Annotated in this window: 19 protein-coding genes; 7 read left to right on the plus strand and 12 right to left on the minus strand. The window is 71.5% G+C overall.

Annotation, left to right across the window (positions count from 1 at the left end; all coding sequences use genetic code 11):
- Positions 1-140: 140 nt before the first annotated feature.
- Positions 141-1,256 (plus strand): helix-turn-helix transcriptional regulator, encoded by a 1,116-nt coding sequence (locus Acor_RS44830; RefSeq protein WP_155340191.1) that lies wholly within the window; start codon positions 141-143, stop codon positions 1,254-1,256.
- Here Acor_RS44830 and Acor_RS30345 read toward each other — a convergent pair.
- Positions 1,253-1,891 (minus strand): HAD family hydrolase, encoded by a 639-nt coding sequence (locus tag Acor_RS30345; RefSeq protein WP_155340192.1) that lies wholly within the window; start codon positions 1,889-1,891, stop codon positions 1,253-1,255. The two genes, Acor_RS44830 and Acor_RS30345, sit on opposite strands and share 4 nt — an antisense overlap.
- 217 nt (positions 1,892-2,108) lie before the next feature.
- Between Acor_RS30345 and Acor_RS30350 the strand changes: the two genes are divergently transcribed.
- Positions 2,109-2,963, plus strand: coding sequence for a PAC2 family protein (locus Acor_RS30350; RefSeq protein ID WP_155340193.1), 855 nt, complete (start codon positions 2,109-2,111; stop codon positions 2,961-2,963).
- A 180-nt stretch (positions 2,964-3,143) separates the two neighbouring features.
- Positions 3,144-3,671, plus strand: coding sequence for a hypothetical protein (locus Acor_RS30355; RefSeq protein ID WP_155340194.1), 528 nt, complete (start codon positions 3,144-3,146; stop codon positions 3,669-3,671).
- On the opposite strand, the gene Acor_RS30360 is transcribed toward Acor_RS30355, so the two are convergent.
- The 5 genes from Acor_RS30360 to Acor_RS30380 form a co-directional block, all read right to left on the minus strand.
- Positions 3,584-4,336, minus strand: a complete 753-nt coding sequence (locus tag Acor_RS30360; protein ID WP_155340195.1) for a sirohydrochlorin chelatase — start codon at positions 4,334-4,336, stop codon at positions 3,584-3,586. The two genes, Acor_RS30355 and Acor_RS30360, sit on opposite strands and share 88 nt — an antisense overlap.
- Entirely contained in the window at positions 4,333-5,529 is a 1,197-nt protein-coding gene (locus Acor_RS30365; protein WP_308805698.1) for a uroporphyrinogen-III synthase, read from the minus strand. The genes Acor_RS30360 and Acor_RS30365 overlap by 4 nt, the downstream gene beginning before the upstream one ends.
- On the minus strand, positions 5,526-5,840 hold the full coding sequence (gene nirD / locus Acor_RS30370; protein WP_155340213.1) for a nitrite reductase small subunit NirD: 315 nt from the start codon (positions 5,838-5,840) through the stop codon (positions 5,526-5,528). The genes Acor_RS30365 and nirD overlap by 4 nt, the downstream gene beginning before the upstream one ends.
- 8 nt (positions 5,841-5,848) lie before the next feature.
- Positions 5,849-8,275, minus strand: a complete 2,427-nt coding sequence (gene nirB / locus Acor_RS30375; protein WP_155340196.1) for a nitrite reductase large subunit NirB — start codon at positions 8,273-8,275, stop codon at positions 5,849-5,851.
- A 190-nt stretch (positions 8,276-8,465) separates the two neighbouring features.
- Positions 8,466-9,788 (minus strand): MFS transporter, encoded by a 1,323-nt coding sequence (locus Acor_RS30380; RefSeq protein WP_155340197.1) that lies wholly within the window; start codon positions 9,786-9,788, stop codon positions 8,466-8,468.
- Positions 9,789-10,001: 213 nt separating this feature from the next.
- Between Acor_RS30380 and Acor_RS30385 the strand changes: the two genes are divergently transcribed.
- Together Acor_RS30385 and Acor_RS30390 are read left to right on the plus strand one after the other, a co-directional pair.
- Positions 10,002-10,475 (plus strand): peptide deformylase, encoded by a 474-nt coding sequence (locus Acor_RS30385; protein ID WP_155340198.1) that lies wholly within the window; start codon positions 10,002-10,004, stop codon positions 10,473-10,475.
- 103 nt (positions 10,476-10,578) lie between these two features.
- Positions 10,579-11,403, plus strand: a complete 825-nt coding sequence (locus Acor_RS30390) for a peptidoglycan recognition protein family protein (RefSeq protein ID WP_155340199.1) — start codon at positions 10,579-10,581, stop codon at positions 11,401-11,403.
- Here the strand turns inward: Acor_RS30390 and mshC are convergent.
- The 6 genes from mshC to Acor_RS30420 form a co-directional block, all read right to left on the minus strand.
- A complete protein-coding gene (gene mshC, locus Acor_RS30395) occupies positions 11,400-12,614 on the minus strand; it encodes a cysteine--1-D-myo-inosityl 2-amino-2-deoxy-alpha-D-glucopyranoside ligase (protein WP_155340200.1) in 1,215 nt (404 codons plus the stop codon). The genes Acor_RS30390 and mshC overlap by 4 nt on opposite strands.
- 9 nt (positions 12,615-12,623) lie before the next feature.
- Complete coding sequence (locus tag Acor_RS30400; protein ID WP_246239336.1) at positions 12,624-13,364, minus strand: NRDE family protein; 741 nt, start codon at positions 13,362-13,364, stop codon at positions 12,624-12,626.
- A 76-nt stretch (positions 13,365-13,440) separates the two neighbouring features.
- Positions 13,441-14,187: an SCO1664 family protein gene (locus tag Acor_RS30405; protein ID WP_155340202.1), complete on the minus strand. Its 747-nt coding sequence runs from the start codon at positions 14,185-14,187 to the stop codon at positions 13,441-13,443.
- Positions 14,184-14,759 (minus strand): DUF3090 domain-containing protein, encoded by a 576-nt coding sequence (locus tag Acor_RS30410; protein ID WP_155340203.1) that lies wholly within the window; start codon positions 14,757-14,759, stop codon positions 14,184-14,186. Before Acor_RS30410 ends, Acor_RS30405 begins: the two co-directional genes overlap by 4 nt.
- Positions 14,760-14,768: 9 nt before the next feature.
- Positions 14,769-15,458 carry a histidine phosphatase family protein gene (locus tag Acor_RS30415; protein ID WP_155340204.1) on the minus strand — a complete coding sequence of 230 codons (690 nt, stop codon included), beginning with the start codon at positions 15,456-15,458 and terminating at the stop codon, positions 14,769-14,771.
- Positions 15,455-16,273: an undecaprenyl-diphosphate phosphatase gene (locus Acor_RS30420; protein WP_174876221.1), complete on the minus strand. Its 819-nt coding sequence runs from the start codon at positions 16,271-16,273 to the stop codon at positions 15,455-15,457. Before Acor_RS30420 ends, Acor_RS30415 begins: the two co-directional genes overlap by 4 nt.
- Positions 16,274-16,316: 43 nt before the next feature.
- On the opposite strand from Acor_RS30420, the gene Acor_RS30425 reads away from it, so the two are divergent.
- Complete coding sequence (locus Acor_RS30425) at positions 16,317-17,249, plus strand: aldo/keto reductase (protein WP_155340205.1); 933 nt, start codon at positions 16,317-16,319, stop codon at positions 17,247-17,249.
- A gap of 188 nt (positions 17,250-17,437) precedes the next feature.
- Positions 17,438-17,722 (plus strand): hypothetical protein (locus tag Acor_RS30430; protein WP_422664843.1); only part of this gene is annotated, 285 nt, incomplete at its 3' end.

Here is a 17,722-nt window from a genome sequence, read left to right on the forward strand (position 1 = left end):
CGCTCCTCCTCCAGGAGGGCTCTTCCCCTAGGGGTACCCCCGGGTTAGCCCCGTACAGCCCGGGGGTTCACACGGATCCGCCGGGAACGCCGGATTCCTAACGTCGAGATCAACGACAAGGGATCTCCCGGAGGTAGCTCATGTGGCCTTTCACCGGCCGAGCGGCGGAACGCGATCTGGTCCGCTCGGCCTTACGCGCGGGCGGCGGAATCCTCATCTTCGGCGCGGCGGGCTCCGGGCGGACCCGCCTGCTGGCCGAATCGGCCGCGGGCGCGCACGGGAGCCGCGCCCGCGTCCGGGGCGCCGGCGCGGACGTGCCCTTCGGGGCCTTCGCCCGCCTGCTGGGCAACCCGGCGTGCCCGGTGAACCCGCTCGGCTGGGCGATCAGGGCGCTCGGCGAGGCTCCGGCCGTCCTGGAGGTGGACGACGCCCACCTGCTCGACCCGCACTCGGCCGCGCTGGTACGGCATCTGGTCACCGAGCGCGGCACCCGGCTGGCGGCGACGGTCCGGTCGGGCGTCCCCGTGCCCGAGCCGATCCTGGCGCTCTGGCGGGAGGGCCTGGTCGACCGGGTGGACCTGGCCCCGCTCAACCCGCGCGAGACCGGCCTGCTGCTGGCCGCCGCGCTGGGCGGCCCGGTCGAGGTGGGCACCGCCCGCCGGCTGCACCACGCCAGCGGCGGCAACATCCGGCTCCTGGGCGAGCTGGCCGGCGGCGTGACCATGACCCGGATCCACGGCCAGTGGCAGTGGCAGGGCGAGCTGACTCTCACTCCCCGGCTGCGGCACCTGGCCGAGGCCGAGCTGGCCGAGCTTGACCCGGCCGAGTCCGAGGCGGTCGGCCTGGTCGCGCTGGGCGAGCCCGTCGACCTGGAGGTGCTGCTGGAGCTGGCCGACCGGGAGGCGGTGGCCCGGCTGGAGCGGCGCGGCCTGATCGTCCGCACGCCTCCGCGCGCCCGGCTGGCCAACCCGATCCTGGCCGGCGTGGCCCGGGAACGTGCCACCGCGCCGCGTACCCCCGACAGACTCGCCCGCCTGGTAGCCGCCCCCGAGACGCGGGCGGAGCGCTGGAGCGGCGAGCTCAGCGCCCGCGAGATCGAGGTGGCCAGACTCGCCTCCTGGAACCTGACCAACCGGGAGATCGCCGACTGGCTGGTCCTGTCCCCCAGAACAGTCGCCAACCACCTCTGCCGCGTCTACACCAAACTCGGCGTGCACGACAGGGGCGACCTCGCCCCTTTCCTGGCAACCGCCTAGAACAGCGCCCGCAGCACGTTCAAATCGACTTCGAGCAGGGACGGCACGACCAGCCGTCCCGGCGCCGCCGGGATCGGCACCACGCTCGGCACCGCCACCACCCGGCACCCGGCGGCGGTGGCCGCGGCCACCCCGTTCGGCGAGTCCTCCAGCACCGCGCAGCACTCCGGCCGCGCCGACAGCAGCCGGGCCGCGGTCAGGTACGGCTCCGGGTCCGGCTTGGTCCTGGCCACGTCGTCGGCGGTGACCACGATCGCGAACCGGTCCCGCCCGACCACGTCGAGCACCGCGTCGGCGACCGGCTTCAGCGAGGAGGTGACCAGGCCGGTCCGCACCCCGGCGTCGTTCAGCTCGGCGAGCAGTTCGAGCGCCCCCGGCATCGGCTCGACCTCGACCAGCAGCCGCTCGACCATCCCGTCGAGCAGCCAGCGGGCGACCTCGTCCGGCGGCGCGTCGGACCCGGTGAGGTCGAGCATGTAGGCGACGGTCCTGTCCCAGGACCCGCCCACCAGGGCGGCCCCGTGCTCGGGCCCCCAGGAGCCGCCGAGCCGCTCCACCACCTCGGTCTCGACCTCGAACCACACCTTCTCGGTGTCGACCAGCAGGCCGTCCATGTCGAACAGAACCGCGTCCACGGCGTTGTACCCCTCGGGAGAATTCAGGCGTGCAGTCCGGTACGCATGACGGTCTGCCGGCTACGCGCCAAGCCTATCGGGAGCACAACGTGACCAATTGGACACACCGTCCAACTATCCCGGGAACACCGGGGTTGTGCGGTCCTTCCCGCGCGAAGATAACGCTTGAGCCGTCACTCCGAATAGTCTTAGCCTCACGACTACGTGAGGAGGCGGCTTGATCGAGCTCGAAGGGCTCCCTGAGCTCGTCGATCCGGTGCTCATCGCCGCGTTCGAAGGGTGGAACGACGCGGGCGAGGCGTCCAGCGGCGTGCTGGCCCACCTCGAAGCGGAGTGGAAGGCCACCCCGCTGGTCGAACTCGACCCGGAGGACTACTACGACTTCCAGGTCACCCGCCCCATCGTGGAGCTGGGCGAGGGCCTGACCAGGTCCATCACCTGGCCGACCACCCGGCTGCTGGTGGCCCGCCCGCCCGGGGCCAAGCGGGACGTGGTGCTGCTGCGCGGCATCGAGCCGAACATGCGCTGGCGCAGCTTCTGCGCCGAGATCGTCGGCCTCTGCCACGACCTGGGGGTGGAGCTGGCGCTGCTGCTCGGCGCGCTGCTGAACGACTCCCCGCACACCCGCCCGGTGCCGATCGTCGGCTCGGTCAGCGACCCCGGGCTGGCCCGGGTGCTGAACCTGGAGCCGACCAAATACGAGGGGCCGACCGGCATCGTCGGCGTGCTGCAGCACTCGCTCGGCAGCGCCGGAATGCAGGCGGTCTCACTGTGGGCGTCCATTCCGCACTATGTCGCCCAGCCCCCGAACCCGAAGGCCACTCTGGCGCTACTCCGCAGGGTAGAGGACATGCTGGACATTCCCATGCCGTACGGGGACCTCACCGAAGAGGCGCGGGCCTGGGAGACCGGGGTGGACGAGCTGGCCTCGCAGGACTCCGAGGTCGCCGAGTATGTGCGGGAGCTGGAAGAGCGCAAGGACGCCGCCGAACTCCCCGAGGCGAGCGGCGACGCGATCGCGGCCGAGTTCGAGCGTTATCTGCGCCGCCGCGACCGGGGCACCGACGGATAAATCCCGAGTCCGGCTCGGATAATCGCTCTCAAACCCAATCACCGGGGTTTCTCGTATTTCATCGGGATTTGCGGTAATAATTGCCGCTACAACTGGCCTGCGCACCTTAGGGCGACCATGCCGACTGCCCAACCCGATCCTCACCAGAGAGCACAGGAGACGCGGCAGCGCGTCCTGAAGATGGCCGTTCTGATGAAGTCGAGCACCGCCGCGGACGGCGGCGCCGCGTACCCGCACCTGCGGGGCACCACGCCGCAGCAGGCGGTGGACACCTTTCTCGCCCTGCTCCAGGACCGGCTGCCGATGTGGCTGCGGATCCTGCATGATCTGTCGCACCTGGCCGGCAAGGGCCGGGTGACCGACAACCTGCTGCCGATCGCCAAGGCGGGCATCGAGTACTACGCCGAGGTGCAGGCCACCGCGATGCCCGCGTTCGTGTCGCCGACCCTGACCGTGCGGTTCCGGCAGGCGCTCAGGGACAGCGAGCTGGGCCCGCAGGCCGAGATCGAGCCGCTGGCCGCCTACCTCGCCGCCGAGCAGGCGCTGGGCCGGATCGGGCCGGAGGTGAAGCCGGAGGCCACCGCCCGGCTGCTGCTGGCGGGGTGCTTCCGGCACGCGTACTACGAGATGTTCACCGGCGCGGACTCCGAGCCCTCCCGGGACGAGAGTGCCGAGGACATCGTCCGCGAGCTCCGGCTGGAGGCCTGAGCCTCGTCGAATCTGGCCCACACCAGGGCGGCCAGGTCGTCGTCGGCGCCGAGCGGCGCGGACACCAGGTCGGCGCTGCTCTCGGCCAGCCGGTTCTGGAAGTGGCCGGGGGCCAGCAGGTAGGAGGCCACGGCCACCCGCGGCCCGGTCCGGGTGGTCCTGGCACGGGTCAGGGCCTCGGCCAGGGTGGGGGTGCCGCCGGTCGCGAAGGCGGCGGTGACCGGGCGCGACAGCCGTACCGACAGCAGGCGGGCGGCGGCCCGGACGTCGTCGAGGGCCGCGGGGTCGCTGGAACCGGCCGCGCCGAGCACGACCGCGTCGCCGGGGCGCAGCCCGGCCTCGGTGAGGCGGCGGGCCAGCACGGCGGTGAGCAGCGGGTGCGGGCCGAGCGGAGCGGCCACCCGGGCGTCGGGGCGGACCCGGGCGACGACCTCGGGCAGGTCGGCGCGGGCGTGGTAGCCGCCCGCGAGCAGCAGCGGCACCACGGCCACCGGGCCCACCGTGGCGGCCAGCACGTCGGCCAGCGGCGGCGAGCTGAGCTCCAGGAAGGCCAGCCGGACCCGGTGCCCGGGGCGCCGGCGGCGGACCCGGCCGGCCAGGTCGGCGAGGACCGCCGACCACTGGCCGTCCCTGGCGCCGTGCCCGGCCATGATCAGGGTGGTCATGCCTCGTCCCGCTCGCAGGCCAGCCGGTAGCCGCGCTTGACCACGGTCTCCACGATGCCGCTCGGCCCGAGGGCGCGGCGGAGCCGGGTGATCGCCATCTCCACGGCGTGCTCGGCCGAGTCCCTGGAAGGCCCGCCGGGCAGCACCAGGCGCAGCTCGGCCCGGGACACCACGTGGCCGGGCCGGTCGGCGAGGCGCTTGAGCACGGCCATCGGCGCCGGCGGCAGCGGCTTGAGCTCGCTGTCCACGGCCACCGCGTGGCCGCGGATCTCCAGCTGGTGCTGCCCCGCGATGAGCCGGGTGACGCTGTGCTCGGGCAGGTGCCTGGCCAGCGCGCGGGCCAGCGAGCCGAGCCTGGCCCGGTCCGGCTGGATCACCGGGACGCCCCGGGACAGCAGCGGCTGCGCGGTCACCGGGCCGACGCAGGCGGCCACCACCGGGCCGGCGAAGGCGGCCACCAGGGAGTCCTCCAGGCCGTCCGCGCGGGCCGCGTTGAGCATGGCCAGCACGGCGGGGGCGCTGGTGAACGCGACCGCGTCCACCGAACCGGAGACGGCCTGGCTGACCAGGCGGCGCAGCGGCGAGGTGTCCCGGTAGGGCAGCCAGCGGTAGACGGGGACCTCGGTCACGAGCGCCCCGGCCGCGCGCAGTTCGGCCACGAAGCCGGTGAGCGGTTCGCCGTGCAGCTGGACGGCGATCCTGCGGCCGCGCAGGTCCTGGGCGAGCAGGTACTGCTTGACCTCCTCGCAGGACTCGGTCGCGGGGGTCCAGTGGTCGGTCAGCCCGGCCGCGCGGACCGCGCCGCGCGCCTTGGGGCCGCGGGTCAGCAGGCGGGCCCCGGTGAGGTGCCCGGCCAGGTCGCCGGACAGGCCCCAGCCCTCGGCCGCGGCCATCCAGCCGCGGAATCCGACCCCGGTGGTGACCACCACGTCGTCGACGGGGTTGGCCAGGCACTCCCGGGTGGAGGCGAGCAGGTCGGCGTCCTCGGCCAGCGGCACCAGCCGGATCGCGGGGGCCCGGACCACCCGGGCGCCGCGCCGCTCCAGCAGGGCGGCGAACTCCTCGCGGCGGCGGGTGGCGGTCACCCCGATGGTGAAACCGGCCAGCGCGTCGGGCGCGGTCTCGGGGGATCCGAGCTCCACCGGCGTGTCCGCCGGAGCTTGCGCCGGAGCTTCTTCGAGTAGCGCGGTCACAGAACGCTCACCTCTACCATCCCACTGGTGACACGAATCGGAAATATCGGGATAAAAGTCGCCGGGTCGTCCAAGCAGGCGCCGGTGACCAGGGAGAACACTTGCTTGTGCATGGGGGAGGCCACGGTGGGCTCCCCCTCTCTGGTGCCGACGATGCCCCGCGACAGCACGTACGCCCCGCTGTACGGATCCCGGTTGCCGGTGGCGTAGAGACGGCCGTCGAAGGTGCGGAACACCGCGACCTGCTCGGCCCCCACCAGCGCGCAGGCCCCCCGTTCCGGCATCAGGTCCGCGTAGCCGCAGACGGACATCCAGCGCTTCACGAGCTCACCCCCACGGGTCTGATCTGGTCGCGTTCGGTGACGAAGGCGATGGACGGGTCGGGCACCCCGGGCGCGTTGACGAAACTGGTGAAGCGCCGGAGTTTGTCAGGGTCGTCGAGAGTGGCCCGCCATTCGTCGAAATATCCGGCCACGTGCCGCTCGATCTGGGCGTCCAGGTCGGCGCACAGCCCCAGCGAGTCGTTCACGATCACGTCCCGCAGGTGGTCCAGGCCGCCGTCCAGGGCCTCCAGCCAGGCCGAGGTGCGCTGCAGGCGGTCGGCGGTGCGGACGTAGAACATCAGGAAGCGGTCGATGGTGCGGATCAGGGTGGCGGTGTCGACGTCGGAGACCAGCAGGTCGGCGTGGCGGGGCTTGAAGCCGCCGTTGCCGCAGACGTACAGGTTCCAGCCGTTCTCGGTGGCGATGACGCCGAAGTCCTTGGAGCGGGCCTCGGCGCATTCGCGGGCGCAGCCGGAGACGGCGGACTTCAGCTTGTGCGGGGAGCGCAGGCCGCGGTAGCGGGTCTCCAGCAGGATCGCCAGGGCGGCCGAGTCCTGCACGCCGTACCGGCACCAGGTGGAGCCGACGCAGGACTTCACGGTGCGCAGGGCCTTGCCGTAGGCGTGGCCGGATTCGAAGCCGGCGTCGACCAGGCGGCGCCAGATCAGCGGGAGCTGCTCGACCCTGGCGCCGAACAGGTCGATCCGCTGCCCGCCGGTGATCTTGGTGTAGAGGCCGAAGTCGCGGGCCACCTCGCCGATCACGATGAGCTTGTCCGGGGTGATCTCGCCGCCGGGGATGCGCGGCACCACCGAGTAGGTGCCGTTCTTCTGGATGTTGGCGAGGAAGTGGTCGTTGGTGTCCTGCAGGGCGGCGTGCTCGCCGTCCAGGACGTGCGCGTTGTGCAGGGAGGCCAGGATGGAGGCGACGGCGGGCTTGCAGATGTCGCAACCGCGGCCGGTGCCGTGCTCCTCGATCAGCCGGGTGAAGGTGGCGATGCCGCGGACCTGGGCGATCTCGAAAAGCTCGGCCCGGCTCTGGGTGAAGTGCTCGCAGAGCGCCTTGCTGACCGGGACGCCGGACTTGACCAGGATCTGCTTGAGCAGCGGGACGCAGCTGCCGCAGGTGGAGCCGGCCCGGGTGCACGCCTTGAGCCCGGGCACGTCGGTGATGCCCTGGTCGAGCACGGCCGCGCGGACCGTGCCCGCGCGGACGTTGTTGCAGGAGCAGACCTGTGCGTCGTCGGGCAGGTCCAGGGTGAGGCCGCCGCCGGTGAACAGCAGGTCGCTGGGGGCTCCGGGCAGCGGTTTGCCGACGAAGGGCCGCAAGGTGTCGTACGGCGCCGCGTCCCCCACGCAGATGCCGCCCAGCAGGGTGGTCGCGTCGTCGCTGACGAACAGCCGCTTGTAGACCCCGGCGACCGGGTCCATGTAGGTGACGTCGAGCGCGCCCGACATCTGCCCGAACTGGGCGACGGCCACGCCGAGCAGCTTGAGCTTGGTGGACAGGTCCGCGCCGTGGAAGCTCGCCACGCCTCCCTTGATCCGGTCGGCGGCCACCTCCGCCATGGTGAAGCAGGGCCCGACCAGGCCGTAGATCTGGCCGCCCGCCAGCGCGCACTCGCCGATCGCGTAGATGCTCGGATCGGAGGTCCGCATGCCCTCGTCGACCACGATGCCGCCGCGCTCGCCGACCGCGAGGCCGGACGCGCGGGCCAGCTCGTCGCGCGGCCGGATCCCGGCGGAGAAGACGACGATCTGGGCAGGGATGAGCTCGCCGTCCGGTTTGAGCAGGCCGGTCACCCGGTCCGGCCCGGCGATCTCGGTGACCCCGGCTCCGGCGTGCACGGTCAGGCCGAGGCGTTCCACGTGGTCGCGGAGGACCGCGCCGCCGCCCTCGTCGACCTGGCGGGGCATCAGCCAGGGGCTCATCTCGACCACGTGGGTGTCCAGGCCGAGCCCGCGCAGCGCGTCGGCGGCCTCCAGGCCGAGCAGCCCGCCGCCGACCACGATCCCGGCCGTGGCGGTGGCGGCCGCCGCCGCGATGGCGTCCAGGTCGTCGATGGTCCGGTAGACGAAGCAGCCGGGCAGCTCCCGGCCGGGCACCGGCGGCACGAACGGCGCGGAGCCGGTGGCCAGCACCAGCACGTCGTATGCCGAAATTTCACCATCTGCGGTGGTCACCGTGCGGGCAGCCCTGTCGATGCCGGTCACCCGGGAGCCGAGCCGCAGGGTGACCCCCTGCGGAACCGGATATGTCAGGTCTTCAGCGGATTTACCCGCCAAATAGGAGGTCAGCGCCACCCGGTCGTACGCCGGTCGCGGCTCCTCCCCCAGAATCGTGATCGATCCCGTGAAGCCGCGCAGCGACTCCACCAGCCGGTAGGCCGAGGGGCCGTGACCGACCACCACGATCCGCGTCATGCGCTCGCCCCTTTCCCGTCCGGGCATCCGGCGGGGAGCCGCGACATCACAGGCGGCGCGCCGGAAAGTGAGACAGGCATGGGTCCGATGGTGCTTTCAGGCCGTTTCACCGCTGGGTCCCTTCTGTTACCGCTGTGCTACAAGGCGCTAACCGATGCTCACGACGGCGTCCGGCCGCCGGTGAGAAACTTCACACCCGGGCGGCGGCGAGGCTGGGGGCCAGCCGCTCGCCGACCGTGCGCAGATAGCAGAACCAGGTCAGCGCGCAGCAGACCACGTAGAAGACGGCGAAAGCCGTGATCGCCGCGCCCGCGCCGCCGGTCGACGCGATCGACGTGCCGAAGCCGCGGTTGATGAAGAATCCGCCGAAGGCGCCGATGGCCGAGATGAAGCCGATGGCCGCGGACGCGTCCCTGCGGCCGATCCGGACCGCCTCCTCGTAGTCGCCGGTGCCCGGCTCCAGGCCGGCGACGGCCTTGGCGCGGAAGATGGCCGGGATCATCCGGTAGGTGGAGCCGTTGCCCACGCCCGCCGTACCGATCAGGAGCATGTAGGCGGCGAAGAACAGCACGAAGTTGTGCTGCGCCAGCCCGAAGTAGACCAGCAGCACCGCGCCCGCCATCGCGACGAAGTTCCACACCGTCACCGTCGCCCCGCCGAGCCGGTCCGACAGCCATCCGCCGAGCGGCCGGATCAGCGAGCCGACCAGCGGCCCCAGGAAGGCCAGCGTGATCAGCTCCGCGTGCTCGGCGAACTGCGACTTGATCAGCAGCGGGAACGCGGTCGAGTAGCCGATGAAGGAGCCGAACGTCCCGATGTACAGCACCGACATCACCCAGGTCTGCGGGTTCCCCGCCGCCTGCGCCATCTCCCTCGGCTCGGCCTTGGCCGTGCTCAGGTTGTCCATGAAGAAGTACGCCCCGGCCGCCGCCGCCAGGATGAACGGCACCCAGAACAGCCCCGCCGCTGCCAGCCCGAACCCGCCGATCACCAGCGGCATCACCAGCTGCACCGACGACACCCCGATGTTGCCCCCGGCCGCGTTCAGCCCCAGCGCCGACCCCTGCCTGGCCTGCGGATAGAAGTAGGTGATGTTCGCCATGCTGGAGGCGAAGTTCCCGCCGCCCAGCCCCGCCGTCGCCGCGATCACCAGGAACATCCAGTACGGCGTCGCCGGATCGTTCACCGCCACCGCCAGCAGCACCGCGGGCACCAGCAGCAGCAGCGCGCTCACCACGGTGAAGTTCCGCCCCCCGAACCTGGCCGGCCCGAACGTGTACGGAATCCGCAGCGCCGACCCCACCAGATTGGGCAGCGCCACGATCCAGAACAGCTGGTCGGTGGAGAACTTGTACGACCCCAGCTTGACCGCGACGATGCTCCACACCGTCCACAGCGTGAAACCCAGATGCTCGGCGAAGATCGAGTAGATCAGGTTGCGGCGGGCCACCTTACGCCCCGACGCCGCCCAGAACTCCGGATCGTCCGGTCGCCAATCACTGATCCAGGCCATCTCGTGCCCTTTCCTTGGGGGATGTCCCCCAGAAAGTAGGCGGCGAGCGTTACGCACATTGACGATTGGTAACAGTGCGCCCGTTACGAGTGACGCACTCGGGAAACACGCAACTCATACGACGCACCGCGGCAACATGGAATTAACGAGGATTGGCGAAGTCCGCGACGGGGAATTCCAGAACAGGTGTCGCCGTCGCCGCGGGGAGCGTGCATGACAGCCCGACAGATTCGCCCGTTCACCGATCCGGCGCTGCGCGGTGTGGCCGAGCCGGTCACCGTCTTCGACCGCGCGCTGCGCGACGTGGTGAAGGCGCTGACCCTCACCATGCGCTCCGGCGCGGGCCGGGCCGGCCTGGCGGCGCCGCAGCTGGGCCTGCCGCTCCGGGTGGTGGTCTTCGAATACGACGGCAAGGGCGGCCACGTGGTCAACCCGCGGCTGGAGCTGTCCGAGCGGCGCATCGTCGCCGACGAGGCGTGCCTGTCGGCGCCCGGCCTGTGGTGGCCGTTGGAGCGCTCCTTCTCGGTGGTCGCCCGGGGCCGCGACATGTTCGGCAAACCGGTCACCGTCCGCGCGATCGGCATGCTGGCCCGGGTGCTCCAGCACGAGGTGGACCATCTGGACGGGGTGCTCTTCAGCGACCACCTGGCCCCCGAGGAACGCGAACGTTTCCTGGCCCTCGTCTGAGAAAACCGGTTACGCGGAGTGACCGGTGGGGATATACAGTTGCGACGACCTCCCGTGACGTGTGGGGTCCCCGAGGTTTCACACCACTCGGGAGGTCGCCACCATGTCCGTCGCACGCAGATCGTTCCTGACGATCGGCGGAGGGCTGGCGGGAGCGGTGCTCCTGGCAGCTCCCGCCGAGGCCTCGGTCCCGCCGATCGGCCCGCCGGTCATCCCCGGCGAAACCATCATGCCGGTCGGCGCGGCGCTGCTGCCGAGGCGGCCGAGAATATACCTCCGTAGGGAATGGGAGGCCCGCCCGCCGAAATCCCGAGCCGTCGTGCTCAACCGGGTGCCCGACCGGCTGATCGTGCACCACACGGCCACGCTCAACCACGAGGAGATCAGCCTGGAGGCCGCCTTCGGGCTGTCCCGGGCGATCCAGCGCTACCACATGCGCCACAACGGCTGGGACGACATCGGCGAGCAGTTCACCATCAGCAGGGGCGGCTACATCATGGAGGGCCGCAACCGCACCATGCGCGCCGTCGACCGCTGGCGGCACGTGGTGGGCGCGCAGGCCGCCGACCACAACCGGCACACCCTCGGCATCGAGACCGAGGGCACCTACATGGCCGAGCTGCCGCCGCAGCGCGCCCTGGACGCCCTGGCCAAGCTGCTCACCTGGCTCTGCTGGCACTACGAGCTCGAACCGGAGGTGGCCGTCATCGGCCACCGTGACGTCAACGCCACCTCCTGCCCCGGCGACAAGCTCTACGAGTACCTCCCGCAGCTCCGCGAGATGATCACCCAGCGTCTCGACCGCGGCTACCAGACCTACTACCGCTACGGCTTCCGCCGCGCCGTCCCCGACTGGGGGCCGCTGCCCGGGCCCGCCCACTACTTCGACCACGGCCCCACGATCGGCGCCGGGGAGAACATCCGCTAAAGGATCCCGAGGAGCGCGTCGGCGGTGTCGCGGACCAGCGCGGGGGCGTCCTGGTCGGTTCCCTCGCCCGCCGCCCATTCGTCGATGGCCGCCAGCGCGCCAGGCGCGTCCAGGTCGTCGGCGATCCGGTCCCTGACCCGTTCGAGCAGGGCCAGTCCATCGGGTCCGGCCGGGCGGGCCATGGCGGCGCGCCAGCGGGCCAGGCGCTCCTCGGCGCGGGTGAGGTCGGCGGGGGTCCACTCCCAGTCGGCGCGGAAGTGGTGGGCGAGCAGCGCCAGCCGTATCGCCATGGCGTCGTGGCCCTGCCGGAGCTTGGAGACGAAGACCAGGTTGCCGCGGGACTTGGACATCTTCTCGCCGTCCAGGGCGACCATGCCCGCGTGCACGTACGCCCGGGCGAACGGCCATTCGCCGGTCGCCACGTGGCCCTCGCTCGCGCCCATCTCGTGGTGCGGGAACACCAGGTCGCTGCCGCCGCCCGCGACGTCGAAGCCGCTGCCCAGGTTGGCCAGGGCGATCGCGGTGCACTCGATGTGCCAGCCGGGGCGGCCGGGCCCGAACGCGGACGGCCAGGACGGCTCGCCGGGGCGTTCGGCCCGCCACAGCAGCCAGTCCAGCGGGTCGCGCTTGCCGGGGCGGCCGGGGTCGCCGCCGCGCTCGGCGAACAGCGCCAGCATCTCGTCCTCGCCGAGGCCGGAGACCGCGCCGAACTTGGGGGCGGCCGAGCGGGCGAAGTAGACGTCGCCGCCGACCCGGTAGACGGCGTCGCCGAGCCGCTCGATCAGGGCGGCCACCTGGTCGACGACCTCGGTCACGCCGACGTACTCGCGCGGCGGGACGATGCGCAGCGCCGCCATGTCGGAGCGGAACAGGTCGATCTGGCCGGCGGCGAGTTCGCGCCAGTCCACGCCGGTCTGATCGGCGCGCTCCAGCAGCGGATCGTCCACGTCGGTGGCGTTCTGGGTGTAGTGCACGTCGTGGCCGGCGTCCCGCCAGGCCCGGTTGACCAGGTCGAAGGCGAGGTAGGTGTTGGCGTGGCCGAGGTGGGTGGCGTCGTAGGGGGTGATGCCGCAGACGTACATCCGGGCTTCGTCATTGGAGGCGCCGTCGGGGGTGGTGGCCCTGACCTGCCGTGCGGCGGTGTCGTACAGGCGCAGGGGGTGCCCGGAACCGGGCAGCCGGGGGATGTTCGGTGCAGGCCACGATCGCATGAACTGAGCCTATCCGCGCCCCTGCGCCGGTATATCCACGGTGTGCCAGGTGCGCGGATCCTCGGGAAACGGGAGGAAGTCGTACCGCACTCCGGACTCGGCGAGCGCCACCAGGGTGACCGAGAGGCTGGCGTAGACGCGGCCGTCGTCGAGCGCGTGCCGGACCACCAGGGCGCGCGTATCGTCGTCGGGCACCCCGTCGCCGCTGGCCAGCCGCAGCCAGTCGCCCCAGAACCGTTCGGGCGCTCCCCCGGTCATCAGCGCGGGCCGGGCGGCCTGCGCGAACCTGGGGCGGAAATATCCGACTCGCGCGTTCTCCTCCTCGGCGGGCCTGCCGGTGTTGACGATCACGTGCAGGCCGCGCCTGAGCTTCTCCTCACTGATCCGCTCGCCGTCCCAGGTCCACAGGCGCACCCCGTCCAGCCCGGCGACGACCAGATAGAAAGGGTCGTACCTCGATAGATCCACGTGCGGCATCTCGCCGGCGTCGGCGGCCTTCAACGGCAGATCCCCGCGGCTCAACCGGACCTCAAGCCCGGCCGGACGCCCCCCGCCGTTCAGCAACGCCGCCACCCGCCGCGTGCCCGGATTCACCGCCAGCCAGGTGCCCCCGGCCAGCAGATCCCGGCCGGCGATCAGAGCCGGATGATCCGGCCAGTACGCCGCCGGCGACATCCAGGGCCGCGCCACGAACTCATCACGAACCCCGGCCAGCAGGACCGGCACCTCCGCGTCGGGTTCGACACTCACGATCACCGTACACAATGCCCGTTCCCTCCATTATCGGTAGAGACTCATGCAGAGTGCCCGAAATAGTGTCACCCGTCTAGATCGGCGGCCACGGGATGGCCGGCCAGTCCTCCGACGGGTAGGGGTGAACGCCGGTGTCCAGCAGTTTCCTTACCCGGTTCCAGGTCGCCTCGACCTCGGCGGCGGTGAGCAGTTCGCGCAACCTGCGCCCCAGCCGCCCGCGCTCCATCTCCCGCTCCAGGGTCACCAGCACGGTCACCGCCTCGCGCGGCAGCGGCTTGCCCCGCCACTGCCACAGCACGGTCCGCAGCTTGCCCTCCTCGGAGAAGCAGACGCCGTGGTCCACCCCGTAGATGTGGCCGTCGGTCAGCGGCAGCAGGTGGCCGGCCTTGCGGTCGGCGTTGTTGACGACGGCGTCGTACACGGCCATCCGGCGCAGCGCGGGCTGGCGGCTGCGGACCAGGGCCATCAGGTCGGCCTCCGGGTCGGCGTCGATCCACAGCTGCACCATGCCGGGCCCGAACGGGCCGTCCCGGTACACGGTCGGCGGCACCAGGCGCCAGCCGGTGGCCGCCGCCACCTCGTAGGCGGCCACCTCGCGGGCGGCCAGCGTGCCGTCGGGGAAGTCCCACAGTGGCCGCTCACCGCGGACCGGTTTGTACACGCACGCGGCGAGCTGATCGCCCTGGCTGATGGTGCAGTAGAGCGTCATGTTGGTGGCCTCGACCAGCCGGCCGGCCACCTCCAGCCTGCCTTCGCGCAGCAGACGCATGGCCGCGGCGTCGTCAAGACCCGGACCTTCCTCGGCGCTCTCCGCTGTCATGCAGTCAAACCCCCGGGGTGGTGACCGTTGAGACGAACACAGATGTGGCCCTCCGCGTCCAGCGGCTGGCCGCAGAGCGGGCAGGGCGGGCGGCCCGCCGCCACCACGTCGAGCGCGCGGCGGCTGAACGCGCGGGCCAGGGCGGGGCTGATCCGGACCCTGAGCACGGCCGGAGCGGGCCGCTCCGGGTCGACGAAGAGCGGGTCCTCCTCCTCGTCGTCCTCAGCCGTCGCCTCCTGCGCCTCGATGATCACCTGCGCGGTCTCCGGGTCCCAGGCCAGGGCCATCGTGCCCACCCGGAACTCCTCGTCGATCGGCATCTCCAGCGGGGCCATGTCGGCCAGCTCGACGGAGGCCGCGGCCGGGACGGGCGCGCGCCCGCCGCTGCGGCGCAGCACCTCGTCCAGCAGCTCGTCGAGTCGATCGGCCAGCACTGCCACCTGAAACTTCTCCAGCGAGACCGTCGTGACCCTGCCCTGCCCCCGGGCCTGCAGAAAGAAGGTCCGCGCGCCCGGTTGCCCCACGGCACCGGCCACGAACCTGTCTGGCGGATCGTAGTCGAAGACCGGCATAACCAGACCCTACGTGGTCCCAGCTCCGCCGCCGACGGCGGCATCGCTCCCGGTGATGTTTTCTCCCCCATCTTTGTCTGCCGAACCCTGTTCGGGCAGAGTGATATTTCCAGTCTCGTTAAGTTTGAGCAGGAAGGGGCGTATGGGGGTGTATCTGATGATTGTGACCGAGGCCGGGTCGGCGGTGATGCGCTGGAACTGGTCCAGGTGGAGACCCATCGCGTCGGCCACGATCGCCTTGATCACGTCGCCGTGGCTGCAGACCAGATAGGTGGCCTTGTCGCCCAGGCGTTCGTTCCAGGACCGTACGGCCTGCACGGCGCGGTGCTGGACGGTGGCCAGTGCTTCTCCGGCCGGGAAGACGGCGGCGCTCGGGTGCGCCTGCACGACCTGCCAGAGGGGTTCCTTCGCCAGTTCGGCGATCTTGCGGCCGGTCCAGTCGCCGTACTCACACTCGATGAACCGCTCATCGGTGTGGATCTCCGCACCGCGCCCGGCGGCGACCGCCGCCGCGGTCTCCTGGCAGCGCTCCAGCGGGCTGGAGACGATCGCGTCGAGCGGAATACCGGCCAGCCGTTCTGCGACCTTCCTGGCCTGCTCACGGCCGCGCTCGTCCAGCCGCACGCCGGGGGCGCGGCCCGCCAGGACGGGACCGGTCAGCTCGGTCAGCCCGTGCCGCAGCAGCAGCAGGGTGCTCATGGGGTGATCACGCCGAGCGAGAGCAGGGTCAGCAGCAGCGACCCCGCGAACACGCGGTAGATCACGAAGATGTTGGTGGAGTGCTTGGCCACCCACTTCAGCAGCCAGGCGATCGACGCGTACCCGACGATGAACGAGACGATCGTGCAGATGATGGTCGGCACCAGCGGCGGCCCGCCGCCGTCGCCGACGTGCCGCATCTCGAAGATGCCGGACAGCACGACCGCCGGGATGGACAGCAGGAACGAGTAACGCGCCGCCGCCTCCCGGGTGTAGCCGAGGAACATCGCGCCGGTCAGCGTCGACCCGGACCGGGACGCGCCGGGGATCAGCGGCAGCATCTGCCAGGCGCCGATGATCAGGCCGTCCTTCAGGGTCAGGTCCTCCAGCTCCTTGCGCTTGGACCCCCACTGCTCGGCCACCAGCAGGATCAGGCCGAACACGATCAGCATGCTGGCGTTCAGCCACAGGTTCCTGGCCGGGCCCTCGATCGCGTCCGCGAACAGCAGCCCCGCCACCGAGATCGGGACGGTGCCGAGGATGATGTACCAGCCCATCCGGGCGTCCAGGCTGCTCCGCAGCTCCTTGTCGCGCAGGCTGCGCAGCCAGGTCCAGCTGATCCGCACGATGTCGCGCCAGAAGAACAGCAGCACCGCCAGCATGGTGCCGAGCTGGATCACCGCCGTGAAGGCGGCCCCCGGGTCGGGCCAGTCGAGCAGCTTGGGCACGATGAGCAGATGCGCGGAACTGGAGATCGGCAGAAACTCGGTGAGCCCCTGCACGATGCCCAGCACGATGGCCTGGAGAACGTCCACGATCGGCCAGCTTAGAGCCTTCGGCACGATACTCTGACTCACAATGGATCAGCGATTTGTCGGGCGCAGCGGGCTCTCGGTGTCCCGGCTCGGCCTGGGCACGATGACCTGGGCCCGTGACACCGGCGCCGACGAGGCGACGGCTCAGCTCACCGCGTTCGCCGACGCGGGCGGCACGCTGATCGACACCGCCGACGTGTATGCCGGAGGCGACGCAGAACGCCTGATCGGCCGCCTGTTAGCCGAGGTGGTCCCCCGCGCCGGCCTGATCGTCGCCACCAAGGCGGTGCTCACCCCCGGCGGCAAGGACGCCTCCCGCCGCCACCTGATCCGCGCCCTGGACGCCTCCCTGGACCGCCTCGGCCTGGACGAGCTCGACCTCTGGCAGCTGCACGCCTTCGACCCCGACGTCCCCCTCGACGAGACGCTCGCCGCCGTCGACACCGCCGTCTCCTCCGGCCGTACGGCTTACGCGGGCGTCTGCAACTACGCCGGCTGGCAGCTGGCCGCCGCGGGAACGTGGCAACGCGGCGCCCCCGGGCGGGCCCCCCTGGTCGCCGCGCAGGTCGAGTACTCCCTGGTCGCCAGGGAGGTCGAGGACGAGTTGCTCCCCGCCGCCGCCCACGTCGGCGCCGGCATCCTGGCCTGGTCGCCGCTGGGCCGGGGCGTGCTCACCGGCAAGTACCGGACCGGCATCCCCGCCGACTCCCGGGCCGCCACGCCCCATTTCGCCGACTTCGTCCAGCCGTACCTGGACGAACGTTCCCGCCGCATCGTCGAATCCGTCACCACCGCCGCCGAGGGCCTGGGCGTCTCCCCGCTCGCCGTGGCGCTCTCCTGGATCCGCGACCGCCCGGGCGTGTCGTCCGCCATCGTGGGCGCCCGCACCCACGCCCAGCTGCTCGGCGTCCTCCAGTCCGAGAAGCTCACCCTCCCGTGGGAGATCAGGGAAGCCCTGGACGACGTCTCCTCCTGAGCCCACGAGCCGTGACCGTCTTGCCACTCTCCGTTAAGGCGCGCAAGGTCTCAGTCAGGAACGAGAGGGGGCCTCGCGTATTACGCGTCGATACCGAATCGCAACTTTCAGCGGAATTCCCCGGCGCGGCGGAAAAACTGGAGCGAACCAAGTAAGCATTGCGCTTGCTGGGATGGGGAGGGACTTCTATGGGGATCGGACGTCACGCGTCCGCGATCTCCGCCGGCGCGCTGGCGCTCGCGCTCAGCGGGGGCATGCCCCTGCTCGCGGCGAGCCCCGCGCGGGCGGCCGACTGCGACTCCCGGGGGCCGCTCTCCGGGGTCGCCAACGGGCTCTGCCAAGTCGTCGACGGGGTCACCGACGTCGTCAACGGCGTGACCGGCGGCACACTCTCGACGGTCACCGACACCCTGGACAGCACGGTCAGCGGGGTGACCAACACCGCGGGCAACGCGGGCGCCACCCCCACCCCC

Origin of the sequence: Acrocarpospora corrugata, from assembly GCF_009687845.1 — a bacterium.
GTDB lineage: Bacteria > Actinomycetota > Actinomycetes > Streptosporangiales > Streptosporangiaceae > Acrocarpospora > Acrocarpospora corrugata.

What these genes read in the sequence shown, in the direction of transcription:
- Acor_RS30360 (WP_155340195.1), bottom strand. Translation starts at nt 4,336, where the DNA reads ATGACCACCCTGATCATGGCCGGGCACGGCGCCAGGGACGGCCAGTGG.
- Acor_RS30385 (WP_155340198.1), top strand. Translation starts at nt 10,002, where the DNA reads ATGACAGCCCGACAGATTCGCCCGTTCACCGATCCGGCGCTGCGCGGT.
- Acor_RS30410 (WP_155340203.1), bottom strand. Translation starts at nt 14,759, where the DNA reads ATGCCGGTCTTCGACTACGATCCGCCAGACAGGTTCGTGGCCGGTGCC.
- Acor_RS30405 (WP_155340202.1), bottom strand. Translation starts at nt 14,187, where the DNA reads ATGACAGCGGAGAGCGCCGAGGAAGGTCCGGGTCTTGACGACGCCGCG.
- mshC (WP_155340200.1), bottom strand. Translation starts at nt 12,614, where the DNA reads ATGCGATCGTGGCCTGCACCGAACATCCCCCGGCTGCCCGGTTCCGGG.
- Acor_RS30355 (WP_155340194.1), top strand. Translation starts at nt 3,144, where the DNA reads ATGGCCGTTCTGATGAAGTCGAGCACCGCCGCGGACGGCGGCGCCGCG.
- Acor_RS30425 (WP_155340205.1), top strand. Translation starts at nt 16,317, where the DNA reads ATGGATCAGCGATTTGTCGGGCGCAGCGGGCTCTCGGTGTCCCGGCTC.
- nirD (WP_155340213.1), bottom strand. Translation starts at nt 5,840, where the DNA reads ATGTCCGTCTGCGGCTACGCGGACCTGATGCCGGAACGGGGGGCCTGC.
- Acor_RS44830 (WP_155340191.1), top strand. Translation starts at nt 141, where the DNA reads ATGTGGCCTTTCACCGGCCGAGCGGCGGAACGCGATCTGGTCCGCTCG.
- Acor_RS30380 (WP_155340197.1), bottom strand. Translation starts at nt 9,788, where the DNA reads ATGGCCTGGATCAGTGATTGGCGACCGGACGATCCGGAGTTCTGGGCG.
- Acor_RS30390 (WP_155340199.1), top strand. Translation starts at nt 10,579, where the DNA reads ATGTCCGTCGCACGCAGATCGTTCCTGACGATCGGCGGAGGGCTGGCG.
- nirB (WP_155340196.1), bottom strand. Translation starts at nt 8,275, where the DNA reads ATGACGCGGATCGTGGTGGTCGGTCACGGCCCCTCGGCCTACCGGCTG.
- Acor_RS30415 (WP_155340204.1), bottom strand. Translation starts at nt 15,458, where the DNA reads ATGAGCACCCTGCTGCTGCTGCGGCACGGGCTGACCGAGCTGACCGGT.